The sequence below is a fragment of the Microcoleus sp. D3_18_C4 genome (assembly GCF_036702355.1).
Lineage (GTDB): Bacteria > Cyanobacteriota > Cyanobacteriia > Cyanobacteriales > Microcoleaceae > Microcoleus.
The window spans coordinates 133,016-150,235 of sequence record NZ_JAUBTF010000001.1; the positions used below are offsets into that span (position 1 = coordinate 133,016).

A 17,220-nucleotide genomic window follows, 5' to 3' on the forward strand; every position below is an offset into this window, starting at 1 on the left:
TCTATTTGAGATTTGAGATTGACTCCATATAGCAATCCTCGCATCACTTGTGAATTTCTTACTTTCTCCCTGCAGGTTCGGGGAGAGTTGGGGTGGGTGAAAAATTTACGACTCCTGTAAGGATTGATATATATCTTGAGAGTGATGACTGACCTCTGGAATCTGTCAAAGGTGTAAAATATAAACAGCTTTATAGCTGTTACTTCTGAGGCTTCTCAAAATAGAACGGCTGAGGGCGGAACAGCCAGCGATCGGTAATTTGGTGCGAGAACGGCGGCCAGCGCTGAACCTGTCTCAGAAAAAGTTGGCGGATGAATTAGGGATGACCTTTTCCACGATTAATCGTTGGAAAAAGGGACACGCTACGACTTCTCGCTTGCCACTCAAGCAAATTTACATCTTGCTGGATGAGTTAGGTGATTCGCCAGATGCAACGGCGAATGCAGTAAGGCACAGCGAGCAAGATATTTTTCGGATAAGGAGTAAAAATGGTGAGTGTAGAGGGAATCAACAGCATTTTCAGAGATATTCGACTACTTCCCTATGGTGTGGCGATTCTCTCCGTGGTTCTGGCACTGGGGCTAACCCGATCGCTTTTACCGTGGCTCTACCCAACCACGATGCCCCTGTTTTTCATCGCGGTGATGGTGAGTTCCTGGTATGGCAGTTTCGGGGCTGGGCTTCTGGCAACAATTTTATCGACGCTGGCAATCAACTATTTTTTTATTGAGCCGTTCTATTCCTTACAGATCGCTAATGTAGAGACAATTGTTCGGATCGGTATGTTTTCGATCGCCGCAGGATTGAGCGCTTCACTCAATCTATCGTGGCGCACTGCTCTAAAAAATGCAAAAGCAGCCTTGCAAACTTTACAGGAGGCAAGGTCGCTAGAACAAAAAGCCCAGCTTCGCGGCCAAATAGCACAAACTGCGGCGACTGCGGCAAAAGAACAGCTAGAAACGGTACTTTCTACCATCAACGATGGATTTTACATCCTCGATCGCGATTGGCGCTACACCTATGCCAACGATCGCTACTGTGAAATGGTTGGAATGCCGCAGTCAGCGATTTTGGGTCAGAACGTTTGGGAGTTATTTCCCGCTGCCGTTGACACCGATGCTTACGTGCAGTTTCATCGGGCAATGCGCGAACAAAAGCCGCTCCAGTTTGATTATCTGTACTCACCTTGGAAGGGTTGGCATGACCATCGAATTTACCCTTCGCCCAGTGGACTGACCGTTTTGCTTGCTGACATTACCGATCGCAAACAGGCAGAACTCCTCCTAATCGAGCAGAAACGACTGCTGGAGTTGATCGCATTCGGACAGCCACTAGACGACTGTCTGGCAGCAGTATGTAACTCAGTATCCAGGCTGAATCCGGGTACCCGCGCGGGCTTCCTGCTAGCCGATGCTCAGCGCCTAACGTTTAACAGATACATTACTCCAGACTTTCCACCATCTTTTGCTGAAGGACTTCAAGATGCTCCGATTAACGATTTGTGCATTGGAACCTGCGGCGAAGCAGTGTATAGCGGTCAGCCAGTGACCTGCGCCGACATTGCCAAGGACGATCGCTGGTCGCAAGCATGGCGAAATTTATGCGTGGCTCATGGCATTCTAGCCTGTCATTCTCAGCCCGTGTTCAGGCACGACAATCTACCTATGGGGTCGCTGATGCTGTGCTTTAGCGAGGCGCGGATGCCGACTGATTGGGAACATAAACTCGCGGAGTTCGGCACCCAAGTTGCCAGCATCGTCTTCCAGCGCGATCGATCATTCCAGGCGTTGCGTGAGAGCGAAGAACAGCTCCGACTGGCTTCCGAAGGCGGCAATTTGGGTTTGTGGTATTGGGATATAGAAACTGACACGCTGAGTTTGACGGACATAGCCAAAGCGATGTTTGGTTTACCCGTCAATACCGCAATGTCGATACAGGTGTTTTTAGAAGCGGTGCATCACGAAGATCGCCCATTGCTTCACACCGCCCTCAGTGAGCTAAAAGCGAATCAACCGCATACTGAAATTGAGTATCGGACGCTGTGGGCAGATGGCACCGTTCGTTGGATTTTGGCAAAGGGCGATTGCGCCTATAACGCTGAGGGCATAATAATTTCGACGCGCGGCGTATTAATCGACATCAGCGATCGTAAACAAGCCGAAGAAGCGTTGCGTCAAAGCGAAGAGCACAGTCGGAACATTCTGGAGAGCATTGATGATGGATTCTTTTCCCTTGATGAGAATTGGCGTTTTACTTACGTGAATCGGTCAGCGGAAATTCTGCTAGACCGCACTCCGGGCGCTCTGATTGGGAAGAATTTGTGGGAAGAATTCTCTGGGTTCAATGGCAGCGAGTTTGAGCGGGTTTATCGGCGCGTGGCAAACGAGCGCGTGGCTTTGTCAGTCACGGCGTTTTATCCGGATCACGATCGGTGGTATGAGGTTCGCACCTACCCTGCCACGAACGGGATTACAATTTATTTCCGAAATGTCACCGATCAAAAACTGGCCGAGGAGGTATTGCAACAACGAGAAGCAGAACTTCGTTTAGTGACCAATGCCGTGCCTGCCTTGATTTCCTTTGTAGACTCAGACCAGCGCTATCGCTTCAACAATCGAGCATATGAAGAATGGTTTGGACATCCGGCAGCGGAAATCTATGGTAAGCACCTCCAAGAGGTTTTAGGCGAAACTGGCTATGAAGGGATTCGTCCTTATGTTGAGCAAGTCTTGGCAGGACAGGAAGTGACCTTTGAAACCCAAATTCCCTACAAAGATGGTGGAATCCGTTATGTCAATGCGACCTATGTTCCCCGCTTCAATAGCCAGGGAAAAGTTGAAGGGTTTGTAGCACTGGTCAACGATATCACCGAGCGCAAACAAGCCGAAGCCACACTACGGGAGAGTGAGGCAAGGTTCCGGCTGATGGCAGATGCCGCCCCTGTGCTGATTTGGATGTCGGGCACCGATAAACTCTGTTATTACTTCAACCTCCCGTGGCTCAACTTTACCGGACGGACGATCGAGCAAGAAAGGGGTAATGGCTGGGCAGAAGGAGTCCACCCCGACGACCTCGATCGGTGTTTAGACACCTATGTGACTAGCTTTGATGCCCGTCAACCGTTCAAGATGGAATATCGTTTGAAACGCTTTGATGGCATATACCGTTGGGTGATGGATGAAGCTGTTCCTCGTTACGGATTGGAAGGTGAGTTCTTGGGCTACATCGGCTCCTGTGTTGATATTGAAGACCACAAACAAGCTGAGGAAGCCTTGCGCGAGAGTGAATCCCGCCTCCGTCTGATCTTTGAAAGCGCCAAAGATTATGCCATCTTCACCCTCGACCTTAACGGCATCATTGCCAGTTGGAACTCAGGGGCAGAACGGCTGTTGGGCTATACCGAGACAGAAGCAATTGGTTGCTCGAGTCGGATGATTTTCACACCTGCAGATAACGAACAAGGACAAGCCGAGTACCAGAGGCAAACGGCTCTACTGCAAGGACGGGCCGAAGACGAACGCTGGCACGTTCGCAAAGATGGGAATCACTTTTGGGCGAGTGGATTGATGATGCCCCTGCTTAATGAAGCGAATTCTTTGCAGGGATTTGTCAAAATCATGCAGGACAAGACCGCACAACGGGAAGCAAGTGAGCGACTGCAATTGCTGTATGAAACTACCCGCGATCTATTGAATACAGAACAGCCTCTGGCGTTGATGCACGCGCTATTCCGCAAACTTGCAGTGCAACTCGATCTGCACTGTTACTACAACTTCATGGTGGAAGAAAAAGACAACCACCCGATGCTGCATTTGAGAAACTACGATGGCATCTCTGAAGAAACAGCGCAGGCGATGGCATGGATCGAATTAGGGGAATATCTCTGTGGACTGGTTGCCCAAACGCAGCAGCAAGTTGTCTTTAATCAAGCCCAACTTTCCACTCATCCGAATGCTAAAGCCGTCTGTGAAATGGGCCTCACGGCTTACGCGGGTCAACCGTTAATCGCTCAAGGGCGGTTATTAGGAACGCTCTCATTTGGCAGTTTGACTCGGACGGACTTTACGCCTGCTGAAATCGATCTGCTGCGATCGACCTGTGACCAAATCGCGATCGCTCTGGAACGGGCAAATCTGAACGATTCACTCCAGCAGCAAGCGGAACAGCTAAGACAGGCAAATCGGATCAAGGATGAGTTTTTAGCGGTACTATCCCATGAATTGCGATCGCCCCTCAATCCCATCCTGGGGTGGACAAAGCTGCTGCAAACTGGCAAGCTGGATGCGGCCAAAACTGCACAGGCGTTAGCGACGATCGAACGCAATGCCAAGCTGCAAACTGAATTGATTGAAGATTTACTTGATGTCTCGAAAATTCTCCAAGGCAAGCTCAGTCTTAATATTCGTCCAGTCGATTTAGCTTTAACTGTGGAATCGGCGATCGAAACTGTTAATTTGGCTGCTGTTGCTAAATCCATTGATATTCGGACTGCGTTAGATCCTCAGATTGGACAGATTTTGGGGGATTCGGGCCGTTTGCAGCAAATTGTCTGGAATCTTGTTTCCAATGCGGTCAAATTCACCTCAACCGGGGGGCGCGTTGAGGTGAATTTGACTCGTGTTGGCAATCACGCTCAAATTACTGTGGCTGATACAGGGATTGGCATCGCACGGGAGTTTTTACCCTACGTGTTTGACTACTTCCGGCAAAAAGATGGCGCTACAACCCGCAACTTTGGTGGCTTGGGATTGGGGCTGGCGATCGTGCGGCATCTAGTGGAACTTCACGGCGGTACCGTTGGGGCCCAGAGCCAGGGTGAAGGGTTAGGGGCAACCTTTACCGTAAGACTGCCTCTATCAGGGAAGGTAAGACAAGAAAACTCTCTTGCAAGACTTTCGGAACGATCGACTGCGGAGGAACCGTTATCCGGGATGCGGATACTTGTGGTAGATGATGAGCCGGATATGCGAGAGTTGATTTCCTTTTTGCTAGAAGATGCAGGTGCAGAGGTACTGACTGTTGCTGTCCCTCAAGAAGCCGTCACAGCGTTGACTAATTTCCAGCCAGATGTCCTTTTGAGCGACATTGGAATGCCGGGGATGGATGGCTATATGCTGTTGCGGCAAGTGCGAGCCCTGCCGCCAGAACGGGGTGGGCAGATTCCCGCGATCGCCCTGACTGCCTATGCGGGTGAGTTTAATCAACAGCAAGCTTTGCAAGCTGGATTTCACCGACATCTGGCAAAGCCGATCGAACCGGATAAATTAATTAAGACGATCGCCGCGCTTCTTAGCAATAACAGTCATCGCCCAGCAAGCTCTAAGGATTGATGCGATCGAGTTCAAGCCGATCGAACATCACCAAGCTTTTAAGTTGCTCTGGTTAGGCAGCGATATTTGCATTAAAGGAGAATCTATCAATAAATCCGGTTTCTAGTCTAAGAGTGCGTAAGTCCTGATAATATAATCAGTAATTTGGAGTGTCAAAAAAAGACGATGAGAATCAACAAGCTGCAGCCTAAAATATTTATAAAACCTTCAGTGATTAAAGCTATAGCTCTGTTCTGTCTGTGCTGCTTGTTAACTGCAAGTTGCGGACAGGGATCACGTCGATCGGTGACTGCGAGCGGCGAAAATGCTAATAACCGCGTTACTATTGGCACAACCTTGAAATTGCGGACGATCGATCCTGCGGACGGTTACGAAACCTTATCAGGACAATTGCTGCGAAATTTGGGCGACACTCTCTACACCTACGAGTCTGGAACTACAAAGTTAATCCCGCATTTAGCGACAGCAATGCCAAAAGTTAGCCAAGACGGATTGACATATACAATCCCCTTGCGTCAAGGAGTTATTTTTCACGACGACACACCGTTTAACGCCGCAGCAATGGAATTTTCCTTGCAGCGGTTTATCAAAAATGGTGGCAGTCCGGCTATGTTGTTGAGCGATGCAGTAGAATCGGTAAAAGCCACGGGCGAATACGAATTAACTTTTCAACTCAAAAAGCCTTTTTCTGCTTTTCCTTCCCTGTTGACATTTTCCGGTATGTGTGCTGTTTCTCCGAAAGCATACGAGATTGGACAGGGTAAATTTAAACCCGATACGTTCGTGGGAACTGGACGTTACAAGCTGGCCAAGTACGGCAGCGATTCTCTCAAGTTTGACGTGTTTGAAAAGTATTGGGGGGAAAAGCCGGTTAATCAAGGAATTGACATTTTGCTGCTTTCTAGTTCGTCAAATTTGTTCAATACTTTTCAGACTGGTGCCGTTGATGTGGCTTATTTGTCTCTGGATGCAGACCAAGTTCAAAGCTTGGACGAGGGAGCAAAAAAAGGGAAATGGCAGGAAATCGCGGGGGAAAGCAGTACGGTTAATTACATAACGCTGAATACCAAGTCTAAACCGCTGGACAAGTTAGAAGTCAGACAGGCTATCGCAGCAGTGATGGATCGCCCGGTGATTAACGAGCGCGTACTGCGGGGACAAGCACAACCGCTTTACAGTCTGATTCCCACAAACTTCGACGTTCAAAAACCAGTTTTTAAAGAACTCTACGGTGATGCCAACACTACAAAGGCTAAGGAACTTTTAACGAAAGCGGGATACTCGGCCACCAATCCTTTCGTTCTGCCAATTTGGTATGCTTCGGCTTCCACAAAACGAGCTTTAGTGGTGAGCATGATGGAGGCGCAAGCTAAACTCAAAATGGACGGGATAATGAAGGTAGAAATTAACAGCGTGGAATCTCCGACTTTGTTCCAAAACATAGAGAAGGGAATTTATCCTGCGGTTTTAGTGGATTGGTCCGCCGACTTTTTTGACGCTGACAATTACATCCACCCGTTTTTAGATTGTGCGACAGGTTCCGAGGCGGGGGGCTGCTCCAAGGGTCAAAGTCAAAGTCAGGGTTCGTTTTATTATAGCGATCGGGTAAATCAACTGATCGACAAGGAGCGCAAAGAAACAAACCCTGAAACCCGCAAAGCCCTATTTGGCGAAATTCAAGACATACTGGGTCAAGATGTACCTTTCATCCCTCTTTGGCAAGATAAGGACTATACTTTTGCTCAGAACAGCATTACCGGCGTCCGTCTCGAACCGACGCAATCTTTTCCTTTTTGGTTCCTGAAAAAGCAATAATTCTTTACAAGAATTTCTAGGAGTTGAAACGTCAATAATTATTGCATAGTTTGTGCACAATAGGGTGATGATTGTCACAGTTTATCAAAGAGACTGATCACCCTAACCTCTTTAATGATGTGGGATATTATTAAAAGAGAGATATTGCTGAGGGTGGGTATATGAAACTTGGAATTTTAACAACAACAGGGCTGCTGATTGCGATGGGTTTGGCATCGGGAGTAAAGGCAGAAAACGTATCCCACGTCAAGCAACTATTAGAAACTAAAAAATGTAGCCAATGTGACTTGACAGGAGCGCAGCTTGCTGGTATGGATCTGAGCGGGGCAGATTTGAGCGGTGCGAATCTCAGAGGTGCAAATTTGAACGGTGCAAATTTGGACGAAGCCAAGCTGAACGAAGCAAATCTGACACAAGCTAAATTGCAAGGTGCGAGTTTAATTGGGGCTAAAATGCACGGGGCTAATTTGGAGGGTGCTGATTTGAGCCGCGCTAATCTGAGTCTGGCGGGTTTAGTGATTGCCACTTTGAAAAATACCAACCTCACCAGCGCTAATTTAATCGGCGCTAATTTAGAAAGCGCCAATTTGGCGGGTGCGAACCTGAGAAATGCTCGCCAGTCTGTAGCGAATTTAGCTAATGTCAGCCTCAGAGGGGGAAGTTTGGCGGGAATAGACGTACAGGGAGTCAACTTGCGGGATGCAAATTTGACCAATGCAAATTTGAACGGTGCAAATTTGAACGGTTCGGACTTGACAGGTGCTAATTTAAAGAATGCCAATATGGCAAATGTAGATTTGAAAAACGCTTCTTTGCCGTAGGACGATCGCCACTTGCTATATCAAATTCTGGTGCTTAACAAAGTTAATATAATAAGGTAGGGGCAATTCTGAAATTGCCCCTAAATTTTTAATTGTAGGATTTATCTTGTTTCCGGTCGCTGCGTAGCGTAGGTCATTCTTCGGTGTGCGGAAGCTTTTCCCTGGCGTCTGCGATTGCTTCATATTTGTATCTACGATCAATCTGCCTCGTGAGCATCTTGGGCGAAGCGGATAATGTCATCATCGCCGAGGTATTCACCATTTTGGATTTCAATCATCACCAGGGGAATAACGCCTGGATTTTCTACGCGGTGAGCAGTATTCATGGGAACGTAGGTTGACTGTTTCTGCATGAGAATCGTCTCTTTGTCGTCGCAGATAACTTTAGCGGTACCAGAGACGACAACCCAGTGCTCGCTGCGGTGATAGTGCATTTGGGTGCTGATGTGATGCCCCGGCTTGACTTCAATGCGATTGATCTTATAACGATCGCCCGCGTCTATGACTGTCACTTGGCCCCAGTAGCGGGTTTGTGTGCGATCGTCAATTTTTTCGCTTGTGTCCACTGTGTCCACCATCCTGTTTATCTCGCCAACGGTGTTTGTAAAAATATCTGTAGTTCAAAGTATAGCAGGGATTGGCTAAGTGCGATCGATTTAAAGATTACTGAATTAGTCGCCACTCGCGAGCATCAACAAATTGCGACAAATGCCCCACATTTGTTGTAGCAATTACCACCTGATTTCCTTCACTTGCCTCCAATATTGCTTGAGCCGCCAAAATCACATCCCCGTCAAGTGCATTGGCTTCTGCGGTTGGTCTTCCTCTCATTCTCGCTTGCGCCCACAACTGAGCCGCTAGAAGCATTACTTCTGTAGTCAAAGGACGGTAGGTAAGGACATTCTTGAATAGGTCAAGTTTTCTGATACCTCTCTCTTTTCCCGCTCTAATCAATTCTCGCCGCACCTCATAGTCAGCAAGTTCAGGCAGGATTACCATTTCGCCATTTTGTAGTAAGGAGTCTAGCCAAAGTTGGCATTCCAAATAAGGAGGTTTGGCTTGAGGGTTTGTTACCATCCCTAATGGGCCAGAATCCAAAATAATTATTCTGCTCATTGAAACAAGGGTCGATTAGACATCCGATCTTCATTTATCACTTGTTCTAGATATTCCGCAGTTTCTTTTTGCTCTTGTTCGTCATCCTCTTCTCGCCACGATCGCAATAATTCAATTGCACCTTGATTTCTTTGTATCCGTTCCTCCAGCGACAGTTTAGTAATGTCTATTTTCTCAGATGCCTGGGGAGGCTCGGACAATACGGGCTTTACTGTCACCGTTTCCATAAATAAGCGCATCATCTGAAGTAAATTCGGCCAATATTCTCTGGGAGTTTGCTGAATTACGCGGAGAAATTCCGCGATCGGCTGGCTTAAGGGGCGATCGCTTTCTTTGTCTTCAACCATAGGAGTTTCGGGCGCGGACTTTACTGTCCCTTGGCTTTCGCTGCTTAAAACTTGTTCTGACATAATTACTTTTTTCCTTTCTCTCGTTTACTCCAATTATAAACAAAGGGCGGGCAATTGCCCGCCACACTTTTTACTTGCTCAATACACCATCGGGAATCCCCAAAAGATCCTCAATTCGAGGCATATCTTCCAAAGCAATGACTCTGCCTTCATCCTCAAAACCAGCAATTTGATCGAAATTCAAATAGCGATACAAATCACTAGCAAAAGGATCGATTCTCTTCGACACAATGTCATTGTATTCTTGGACTGTAGGAATGCGACCTAACAGCGAACAAACGGCCGCCAATTCTGCTGAACCGAGATAAACTTGTGCATCTTTACCCATGCGGTTGTTAAAGTTACGAGTAGAAGTGGAAAAAACCGTTGTCGCATCTTTAACCCGCGCTTGATTGCCCATACAAAGACTGCAACCGGGCATTTCTGTACGCGCTCCAGCGGCTCCAAAAATGCTGTAATAACCTTCTTCTTTGAGTTGCTGTTCATCCATGCGAGTTGGGGGACAAATCCACAGGCGAGTTTTCACCTCTCCTGCACCTTCCAACACCTTCGCAGTGGCGCGGTAGTGACCGATATTTGTCATGCAAGAACCGACAAATACTTCGTCAACCCGATCGCCCGCAACCTCACTCAACAACTTAACATTATCCGGGTCATTCGGAGCAGCCACAATTGGCTCTTTAATCTCGTTCAGATCGATTTCGATGATTTCAACGTATTCCGCATCAGCATCCGCCTCCATCAGCACCGGATTAGCCAGCCATTCCTCCATCTTCGCCACCCGGCGCATCATCGTCCGCGCATCTTGATAGCCCCGCGCCACCATATTTTTCAGCAGCGCGACATTGGAGCGAATGTACTCGGAAACAGTCTCCACGCTCAATTTAATCGTGCATCCGGCGCAAGAACGCTCGGCCGACGCATCGGTCAATTCAAAAGCCTGCTCTACCTTCAAATCGGGCAAACCTTCAATCTCCATAATCCGTCCAGAAAAGATGTTTTTCTTGTTCTGTTTCGAGACTGTCAGCAAACCTTTTTGAATTGCCACATAGGGAATTGCATTCACAACATCCCGCAGCGTTACTCCCGGCTGCAATTCGCCTTTAAACCGCACTAATACCGATTCCGGCATATCCAAAGGCATGACGCCCAAGGCAGCAGCAAATGCCACCAATCCCGAACCTGCAGGAAAGGAAATTCCCAGGGGAAAACGAGTGTGAGAATCGCCGCCAGTTCCCACTGTATCTGGCAATAACATTCGGTTCAGCCAAGAGTGAATAATGCCGTCTCCCGGCCGCAAAGCTATGCCGGCGCGCTCTGCCATGAAATCGGGCAATTCATGGTGAGTTTTGACATCAACTGGTTTTGGATAAGCGGCGGTGTGGCAGAAACTTTGAATAACCAAATCAGCGCTAAATCCCAAACAAGCAAGTTCTTTCAATTCGTCCCGAGTCATTGGTCCGGTGGTATCTTGCGAGCCGACTGTTGTCATTACTGGTTCGCAAGATGTACCGGGACGAACGCCTGACAAACCGCAAGCTTTGCCTACCATTTTTTGTGCTAAAGTGAAGCCTTTGCCCGTATCTACTGGGATTGTAGGACGGGTAAAAATAGTGCTAGGTGCTAGTCCTAAAGCTGCGCGGGTTTTGTCGGTTAAAGTGCGTCCAATTAATAGCGGAATTCGGCCACCTGCGCGAACTTCGTCTAGAATTGTGTCAGGTTTGAGGGTGAATGTGGAGATAATTTCTCCGGCTTCGTTGGTGATTTCGCCTTTGTAGGGATGGATGGTAATTACCATTCCTGTTTCCATTTTGGAGACATCGCATTCGATCGGCAATGCACCGGAATCTTCAGCGGTATTGAAGAATATCGGGGCGATCGCACCTCCTAAAATATAACCGCCACTGCGTTTGTTCGGCACAAACGGAATATCATTGCCAATGTGCCAGAGCACGGAATTAATCGCCGATTTCCGTGACGAACCCGTACCGACAACATCACCAACATAGGCTACGGGATGACCTTTTTGCTTCAATTCTGCAATGGTTTGTAAAGCCCCAGGCATCTTACTTTCCAGCATCGCCAAAGCGTGTAGGGGAATGTCCGGCCGCGTGGTAGCATGAGGTGCAGGCGACAAGTCGTCAGTATTGGTTTCTCCAGGAACTTTGAAGACTGTAACGGTAATCGCTTCTGGCAATACAGGACGGCCTGTAAACCACTCGGCATCCGCCCAAGAATCGACTACCTGCTTGGCGTAGGGATTGGTATCAGACAAAGCTATAACGTCGTGGAAAGCGTCGAATACTAACAACGTTTTGCTCAGTGCCCGGGCGGCGGTGGCGGGAATGGCGATTTCGGCAGTGGGGTTGAGCAAATCGATTAAAGATTGGACGTTGTAACCGCCCATCATTGTCCCCAGCAGGTAAACTGCCCATTTGGGAGCAATTAGGGGGCTGTGGATTTCGCCTTTAGCAATGCCAGTTAAAAAACCAGCTTTGACGTAGGCGGCGCTGTCTACTCCGGGCGGGACGCGATCGCGCAATAATTCTATTAAGGTTTCTTCTTCTCCAGCCGGCGGATTTTTCAGCAGTTCACACAGTTCCGACGTTTGCTGGGCGTCTAGCGGCAGCGGTGGAATTCCCTCATGGGCCCGTTCGGCAGCGGTACGGCGGTAAGATTCAAGCATTTCTCCTCTCTCCTCGGATAGTATTCGGTGGTTGTTTGTAGGTGACTTTACTTTTTAGATTAGGAGCTTCCGCTGCACATTGGGTAAAGTACCTCGCTCTTATAAAAACTTAACGCAACTTTAAAAACAGTAGATTTTCATACCAAAGACAGATGTGGTCTTTAACGGGAGAGCAGCGTATCAAACTTCAGCCGAGCAGTTTAGGGGCCTTCAGTTGCATAGTTCTGGTTAAGATTAATGTGTTGTGGGCTACTGTAGATCCTCCTCTGCATCTGAAATCGTCATTTACCAATAATCTGGACTGTTTTTAGTTCGTAGTTTGAAACCCTTGATTTTCCGTTGGTAGCTCCATTGGCGAATCGACTTGAAACTTTTATTCTACGAATGCTAATTAAAAACCGTCCGCAGTATTGATTGACCACAAGTTTAAAAAAGTTGTCCTGCTAATGGATCGATTAAAAAATGGAAAGTTTTATCCCTGAAAACTCTGAAAACTGTCACGGCTGGGCCTCCAAGCCAGACTTATACAAAGAGCTGCAAGGAACCAAAGAATTACTGCTGACGATCGCCAACTCGATGCCCATACCCCTGATCGTCAGCAGTCTGGCGGATGGCACAATTCTTTATAGTAACGATTTATGTCGTCAGGCTTTCGGGTTCACAGGATTTAAGTCGATCGACCGCCACAAAGCTGAAATGCTCTACCACAAACCTGCAGAGCGCCAGGAATTGCTGTTGCGGCTCGCCCGCAACGGACACGTCCGCGAGACAGAAGTCCGGCTTAAAAAAGCTGACGGCACCCTGTTTTGGGCGAGTGTATCGATGCGGTATCTGACATTGGTGTCGGGGAAAGCTGTTCTGTCGGTGTTCACCGACATTACGGATCGGAAGCGAGTGGCCGCCAAGGAGCAAGAATTGCTCACGTCAATCCACTCGCGGGCCCGCCAGCAAGCGGCCGTCGCTTACTTGGGGCAGCAGGCCCTGGCCGAAACAGATTTGTCCGCACTGATGGACAAAGCTGCGGTTTTAATTGCTCAAACCCTGGACGTTGATTATTGCCAGGTGTTAGAACTGTTGCCCTCTGGTCATGCTTTTATGCTGCGAGCGGGGGTTGGCTGGCAGCCGGGCCTCGTCGGCAGCGCTACTGTTGCCGCTTCTGCCCGATCGCAAGCAGGTTACACATTGCTAGTGGGCGAACCAACGATCGTCGAAGATTTGCGGGTGGAAACGCGCTTTAGCGAGTTGCCGCTACTGCATAACCATCGGGCAGTCAGCGGCGTCACTGTAATTATTCCCGGCAATCGGGGACTGGGGAGGAACTGGGGACAAGCAGAACCAGCGAACAGTTCATCCTCCCCTGCCTGGGGTATTTTGGGAGTTCATACCAGTCAAGGGCGGGTTTTCAGTCAAGATGACGTTTATTTTGTAGAAGCGATCGCCAACGTGTTAGCTGCGGCGATCGAGCGAATTATATCGCAAGAGCGCTTACAAATGATGGAACGGGCGATCGAAAGTTGCAGCAACGGCATTGCAATCACCGACGCAACCGTTGCAGATAATCCGATTATTTATGTCAATCCCAGTTTTGAGCGGATTACGGGTTATAGCAGAGACGAGTTAATGGGCAAAAATTGCCGCTTTTTGCAGGGTACAGACACTGACAGCCCCGCTGCCAAAGAATTGCGAATTGCGATTGAAGAAGGCAGAGAATCTCAAGTTATATTACGCAACTTTCGGAAAGACGGCACCCCTTTTTGGCACGAACTGTCGATCGCTCCGGTTTACAACTCGCGGCGACACTTAACCCACTTTATTGGAGTGCAAACAGACATTACCGACCGCCAGCGTTCGGAAGAAGAATTATTTTTAAATTCTCAAGCTTTAGCAGCTTTTAGCGCTAATCTCAAACACTTGCACCGGATTACAACTTATCATTATCAAAACTTTGAAGAACGGGTTGACGATTATCTAACAGCGGGCTGTTTGATGTTTGGACTTTCTATGGGCATCATGGCTGAAGTTGACAACGAGACTTTTATTGTTCGAGCAGCGAAAAGCGATTTAGAATACTTCGTGCGAGGCTTAGAATTGAACCTCGGCGATACTTACTGCGCCGCAGTCATTAAACTTAACAAAACAGTTGCGTATTCTCATATAGGAGCAGATATTGAGATGCGCGAACATCCGGCTTATCGGAACTGCCAGTCGGAATCTTACATCGGAACGCCGATATTTGTTAACAATCAAACTTACGGTACGTTAAGTTTTAGTTCGCCAGAAATAAAAAAAAGAAAGTTCAAGTACGAGGAAATAGAAATTATAGAATTGATGGCTCAAAGTATTGGTAAAATTCTGGCGGTTCACCAAATGGAAGTCGAACGCCAGCAAGCTGAAAAAGAGCGATGCGAATTGATAGTATCTCTCAAAGAAAGTGAAGAACGCTATCGCCGTTTAGTAGAACTATCTCCCGAAGCGATCGCCGTTCACAGTCAAGGGAAAATCGCCTACATCAATGCTGCCGGCGCAAAACTCCTCGGTGCGAGTTCTCCCGAAGCGCTGATTGGCTTTCCCATATTGCATTTCGTCCATCCAAACTATGTGCAAATAGCCACAGAGCGCATTCGGCTAGTCGAGATAGAAAATCAGCCACTCGACCTTGCCGAACAAAAACTGATGCGGCTCGACGGACAAATAATAGACGTTGAAATGGCCGGCATCCCCGCTATTTATCAAGGCTCGACGGCCGGCCAGATTATTATCCGAGATGTCACCGAGCGCAAGCGAGTAGAACGGCAACTGCTGCACGGCGCTTTTCACGATGCGCTGACGGGTTTGCCCAACCGGGTTTTGTTCATCGACAGGCTAGGACAAGCCATCCGCCGATCCAATCAGTCCCCCGATTACAAATTTGGTTTACTTTTCCTAGATTTAGACCGCTTCAAAGTAGTTAATGATTCTTTAGGACACGTTTTAGGAGACAAACTGCTAATCGCCCTCGCCCAGCGACTGCAAACCTGCGTCCGGGTTTCTGATACCGTCGCCCGACTGGGGGGAGACGAATTCACCATCCTGCTAGATCACATTCAGAGCCTCAGCGACGCCACCCTCGCAGCTAAAAAGATCCAAAAAGAACTGACGAAGCCGTTTCATCTCGAAGGGCACGAAGTATTTACCACCGCTAGCATTGGCATTGTTTTCAGTCGAGGCGAAGTCACCGCCAGTGGCGAATCGAATCAGTACACTCACCCGGAAGAATTCCTACGCGATGCTGACATCGCTATGTACCGCGCTAAAGCTTTGGGTAAGGCCCGTCACGAAGTGTTTAATTTGGCAATGCACGACCAAACTATGTCGCTGTTGCAGTTAGAAACTGACCTGCGGTTGGCTATTTTGGGCAAGGAGGAATTAGGAGAGAGCAAGGATCAACGTTCGCACTTTATTGTGCACTACCAACCGATTGTTTCGATCGCCAGCGGTGCGCTCGAAGGTTTTGAGGCCTTGGTGCGCTGGCACCACCCTGTTCGGGGTCTAGTTCCGCCGTCTACTTTTATCCCTGTAGCTGAAGAAACAGGTTTGATCGTGCCTCTGGGAGCCTGGGTGTTGCGGGAAGCTTGTCAGCAATTGCGGATTTGGCAAGAAATGTTAACCGAGCAACAGGGAAGAAGTCCAATGGAAGTTGGAACAATGCCCTTCGACTCGCTTCGGCTGCACTCAGGGCAAGTCGCTGAGGGTAACAAGAAGGAAGAAGGCGCTTCGATTTCGCTCAGGGTAACAACAGGGAAGATGGCAACGGGCAATGTAGGGGAGTTTAGTGATGTAACAGATACAGGGCATGAGGAACACGGAACTTTTACTGACCGTACCCCCAGTATCGGTCACAGGGAAGAAAGAATCAGTAAAAAATTACCAATTCCCAGTTACCAATTCCCGATTAGCGATTTCCACTCATCTATTACCAATTCCCAATTCCCAATTACCAACTCTTCGGCTACGTTCAGTACAACTTCCCAGGTACCAATTCCAAATTTTAAATTACCAATTATTGCTCCTTCGCAATTAACAATGAGCGTCAATCTCTCTCCTAAACAGTTAGGTATGCCGAATTTAATCGAGGAAATCGATGAGATTTTAGCAGAAACTGGCTGCGATCCGAGCTGTTTAAAATTGGAGATTACTGAAAGTGCGATCGTGGAAAATGTCAAGAAAGCCAATATTGTGCTAGCCGAATTAAAAGGTAGAAATATTCGATTGTCGATCGACGATTTCGGTACTGGCTATTCGTCTTTGAGTTACTTGCACCGTTTTCCGCTGGATACACTGAAGATCGATCGATCTTTTGTGAGCCGCTTGGGGGCTGTCGAAAACGGTGACCACGGGGGTCAGCCTTTGCAGATTGTGCGGGCGATCGTAACTTTGGCTCACAATTTGGGATTAAATGCGATCGCCGAAGGTGTAGAGACAGCCGAACAGTTAGCACAGCTTCGAGAACTCGACTGCGAATTAGCTCAGGGATATTGGTTTTCTAAACCTTTGGAAAGTTCTGCCGTGACAGAAATCTTGATAAATCTGGGTAATATAGCAATTATGGACTGATTGAGGTACAGATTGGTAAAGGGTGCCTCACCCCGTGAAGACATTTTTGCTACAAACTCCTAATCTCAAAACTGATGCACCAGGGAATAAATGGTGCATCCAAATTAGATTTTAGGTGATGATATCACATCTGTTAGGATCGGAATTCTTCCTCTGTGTGAATCCGCCTTAATCCCTTGTCATCGGCGGTTAATACATTCTCTTTTTTAAACCGCAGATGAGGGCAGATTAACACAGATTAACGCAGATGAGTGATACCAATTCACTATGAAGATACACTAAATGAGGCTGATGTCTTTTTGGTGGGAACTATATCCTTAGCGTTATATTAAATGCAGCTTCATAGTAAATTGGTATGAGTTCAATTCCGCTTGTAGCGTCCGTGATTGTTGAGTATTGAGTGGATTTTACGCCCGACTATGCTACCGGATTTTATCTGGTTTAAAATT

8 protein-coding genes and 1 pseudogene are annotated in these 17,220 nt (G+C 47.8%); 5 read left to right on the plus strand and 4 right to left on the minus strand.

Features of this window, described 5'->3' with window-relative positions; genetic code table 11:
• Nucleotides 1-262: 262 nt before the first annotated feature.
• From QUA90_RS00560 to QUA90_RS00575, 4 genes and pseudogenes are all read left to right on the plus strand, one after another.
• Nucleotides 263-361: pseudogene (locus QUA90_RS00560) on the plus strand (helix-turn-helix domain-containing protein); the annotation flags it as partial.
• Between the two features lie 127 nt (nucleotides 362-488).
• Entirely contained in the window at nucleotides 489-5,330 is a 4,842-nt protein-coding gene (locus QUA90_RS00565) for a PAS domain S-box protein (RefSeq protein WP_445300080.1), read from the plus strand.
• Between the two features lie 165 nt (nucleotides 5,331-5,495).
• Nucleotides 5,496-7,145, plus strand: coding sequence for an ABC transporter substrate-binding protein (locus QUA90_RS00570; RefSeq protein WP_333325084.1), 1,650 nt, complete (start codon nucleotides 5,496-5,498; stop codon nucleotides 7,143-7,145).
• Nucleotides 7,146-7,306: 161 nt separating this feature from the next.
• Nucleotides 7,307-7,966 (plus strand): pentapeptide repeat-containing protein, encoded by a 660-nt coding sequence (locus tag QUA90_RS00575; RefSeq protein WP_333443310.1) that lies wholly within the window; start codon nucleotides 7,307-7,309, stop codon nucleotides 7,964-7,966.
• 197 nt (nucleotides 7,967-8,163) lie between these two features.
• Here QUA90_RS00575 and QUA90_RS00580 read toward each other — a convergent pair whose 3' ends face one another.
• The 4 genes from QUA90_RS00580 to acnB form a co-directional block, all read right to left on the minus strand.
• Nucleotides 8,164-8,544, minus strand: a complete 381-nt coding sequence (locus QUA90_RS00580; RefSeq protein ID WP_445300081.1) for a cupin domain-containing protein — start codon at nucleotides 8,542-8,544, stop codon at nucleotides 8,164-8,166.
• Nucleotides 8,545-8,629: 85 nt separating this feature from the next.
• A complete protein-coding gene (locus QUA90_RS00585) occupies nucleotides 8,630-9,043 on the minus strand; it encodes a nucleic acid-binding protein (protein WP_333443312.1) in 414 nt (137 codons plus the stop codon).
• A gap of 35 nt (nucleotides 9,044-9,078) precedes the next feature.
• Nucleotides 9,079-9,492: a hypothetical protein gene (locus tag QUA90_RS00590; protein ID WP_333443313.1), complete on the minus strand. Its 414-nt coding sequence runs from the start codon at nucleotides 9,490-9,492 to the stop codon at nucleotides 9,079-9,081.
• Nucleotides 9,493-9,562: 70 nt separating this feature from the next.
• Nucleotides 9,563-12,178 carry a bifunctional aconitate hydratase 2/2-methylisocitrate dehydratase gene (gene acnB, locus QUA90_RS00595; RefSeq protein WP_333443314.1) on the minus strand — a complete coding sequence of 872 codons (2,616 nt, stop codon included), beginning with the start codon at nucleotides 12,176-12,178 and terminating at the stop codon, nucleotides 9,563-9,565.
• A gap of 462 nt (nucleotides 12,179-12,640) precedes the next feature.
• On the opposite strand from acnB, the gene QUA90_RS00600 reads away from it, so the two are divergent.
• Entirely contained in the window at nucleotides 12,641-16,771 is a 4,131-nt protein-coding gene (locus QUA90_RS00600) for an EAL domain-containing protein (protein ID WP_333443316.1), read from the plus strand.
• Nucleotides 16,772-17,220 lie beyond the last annotated feature (449 nt).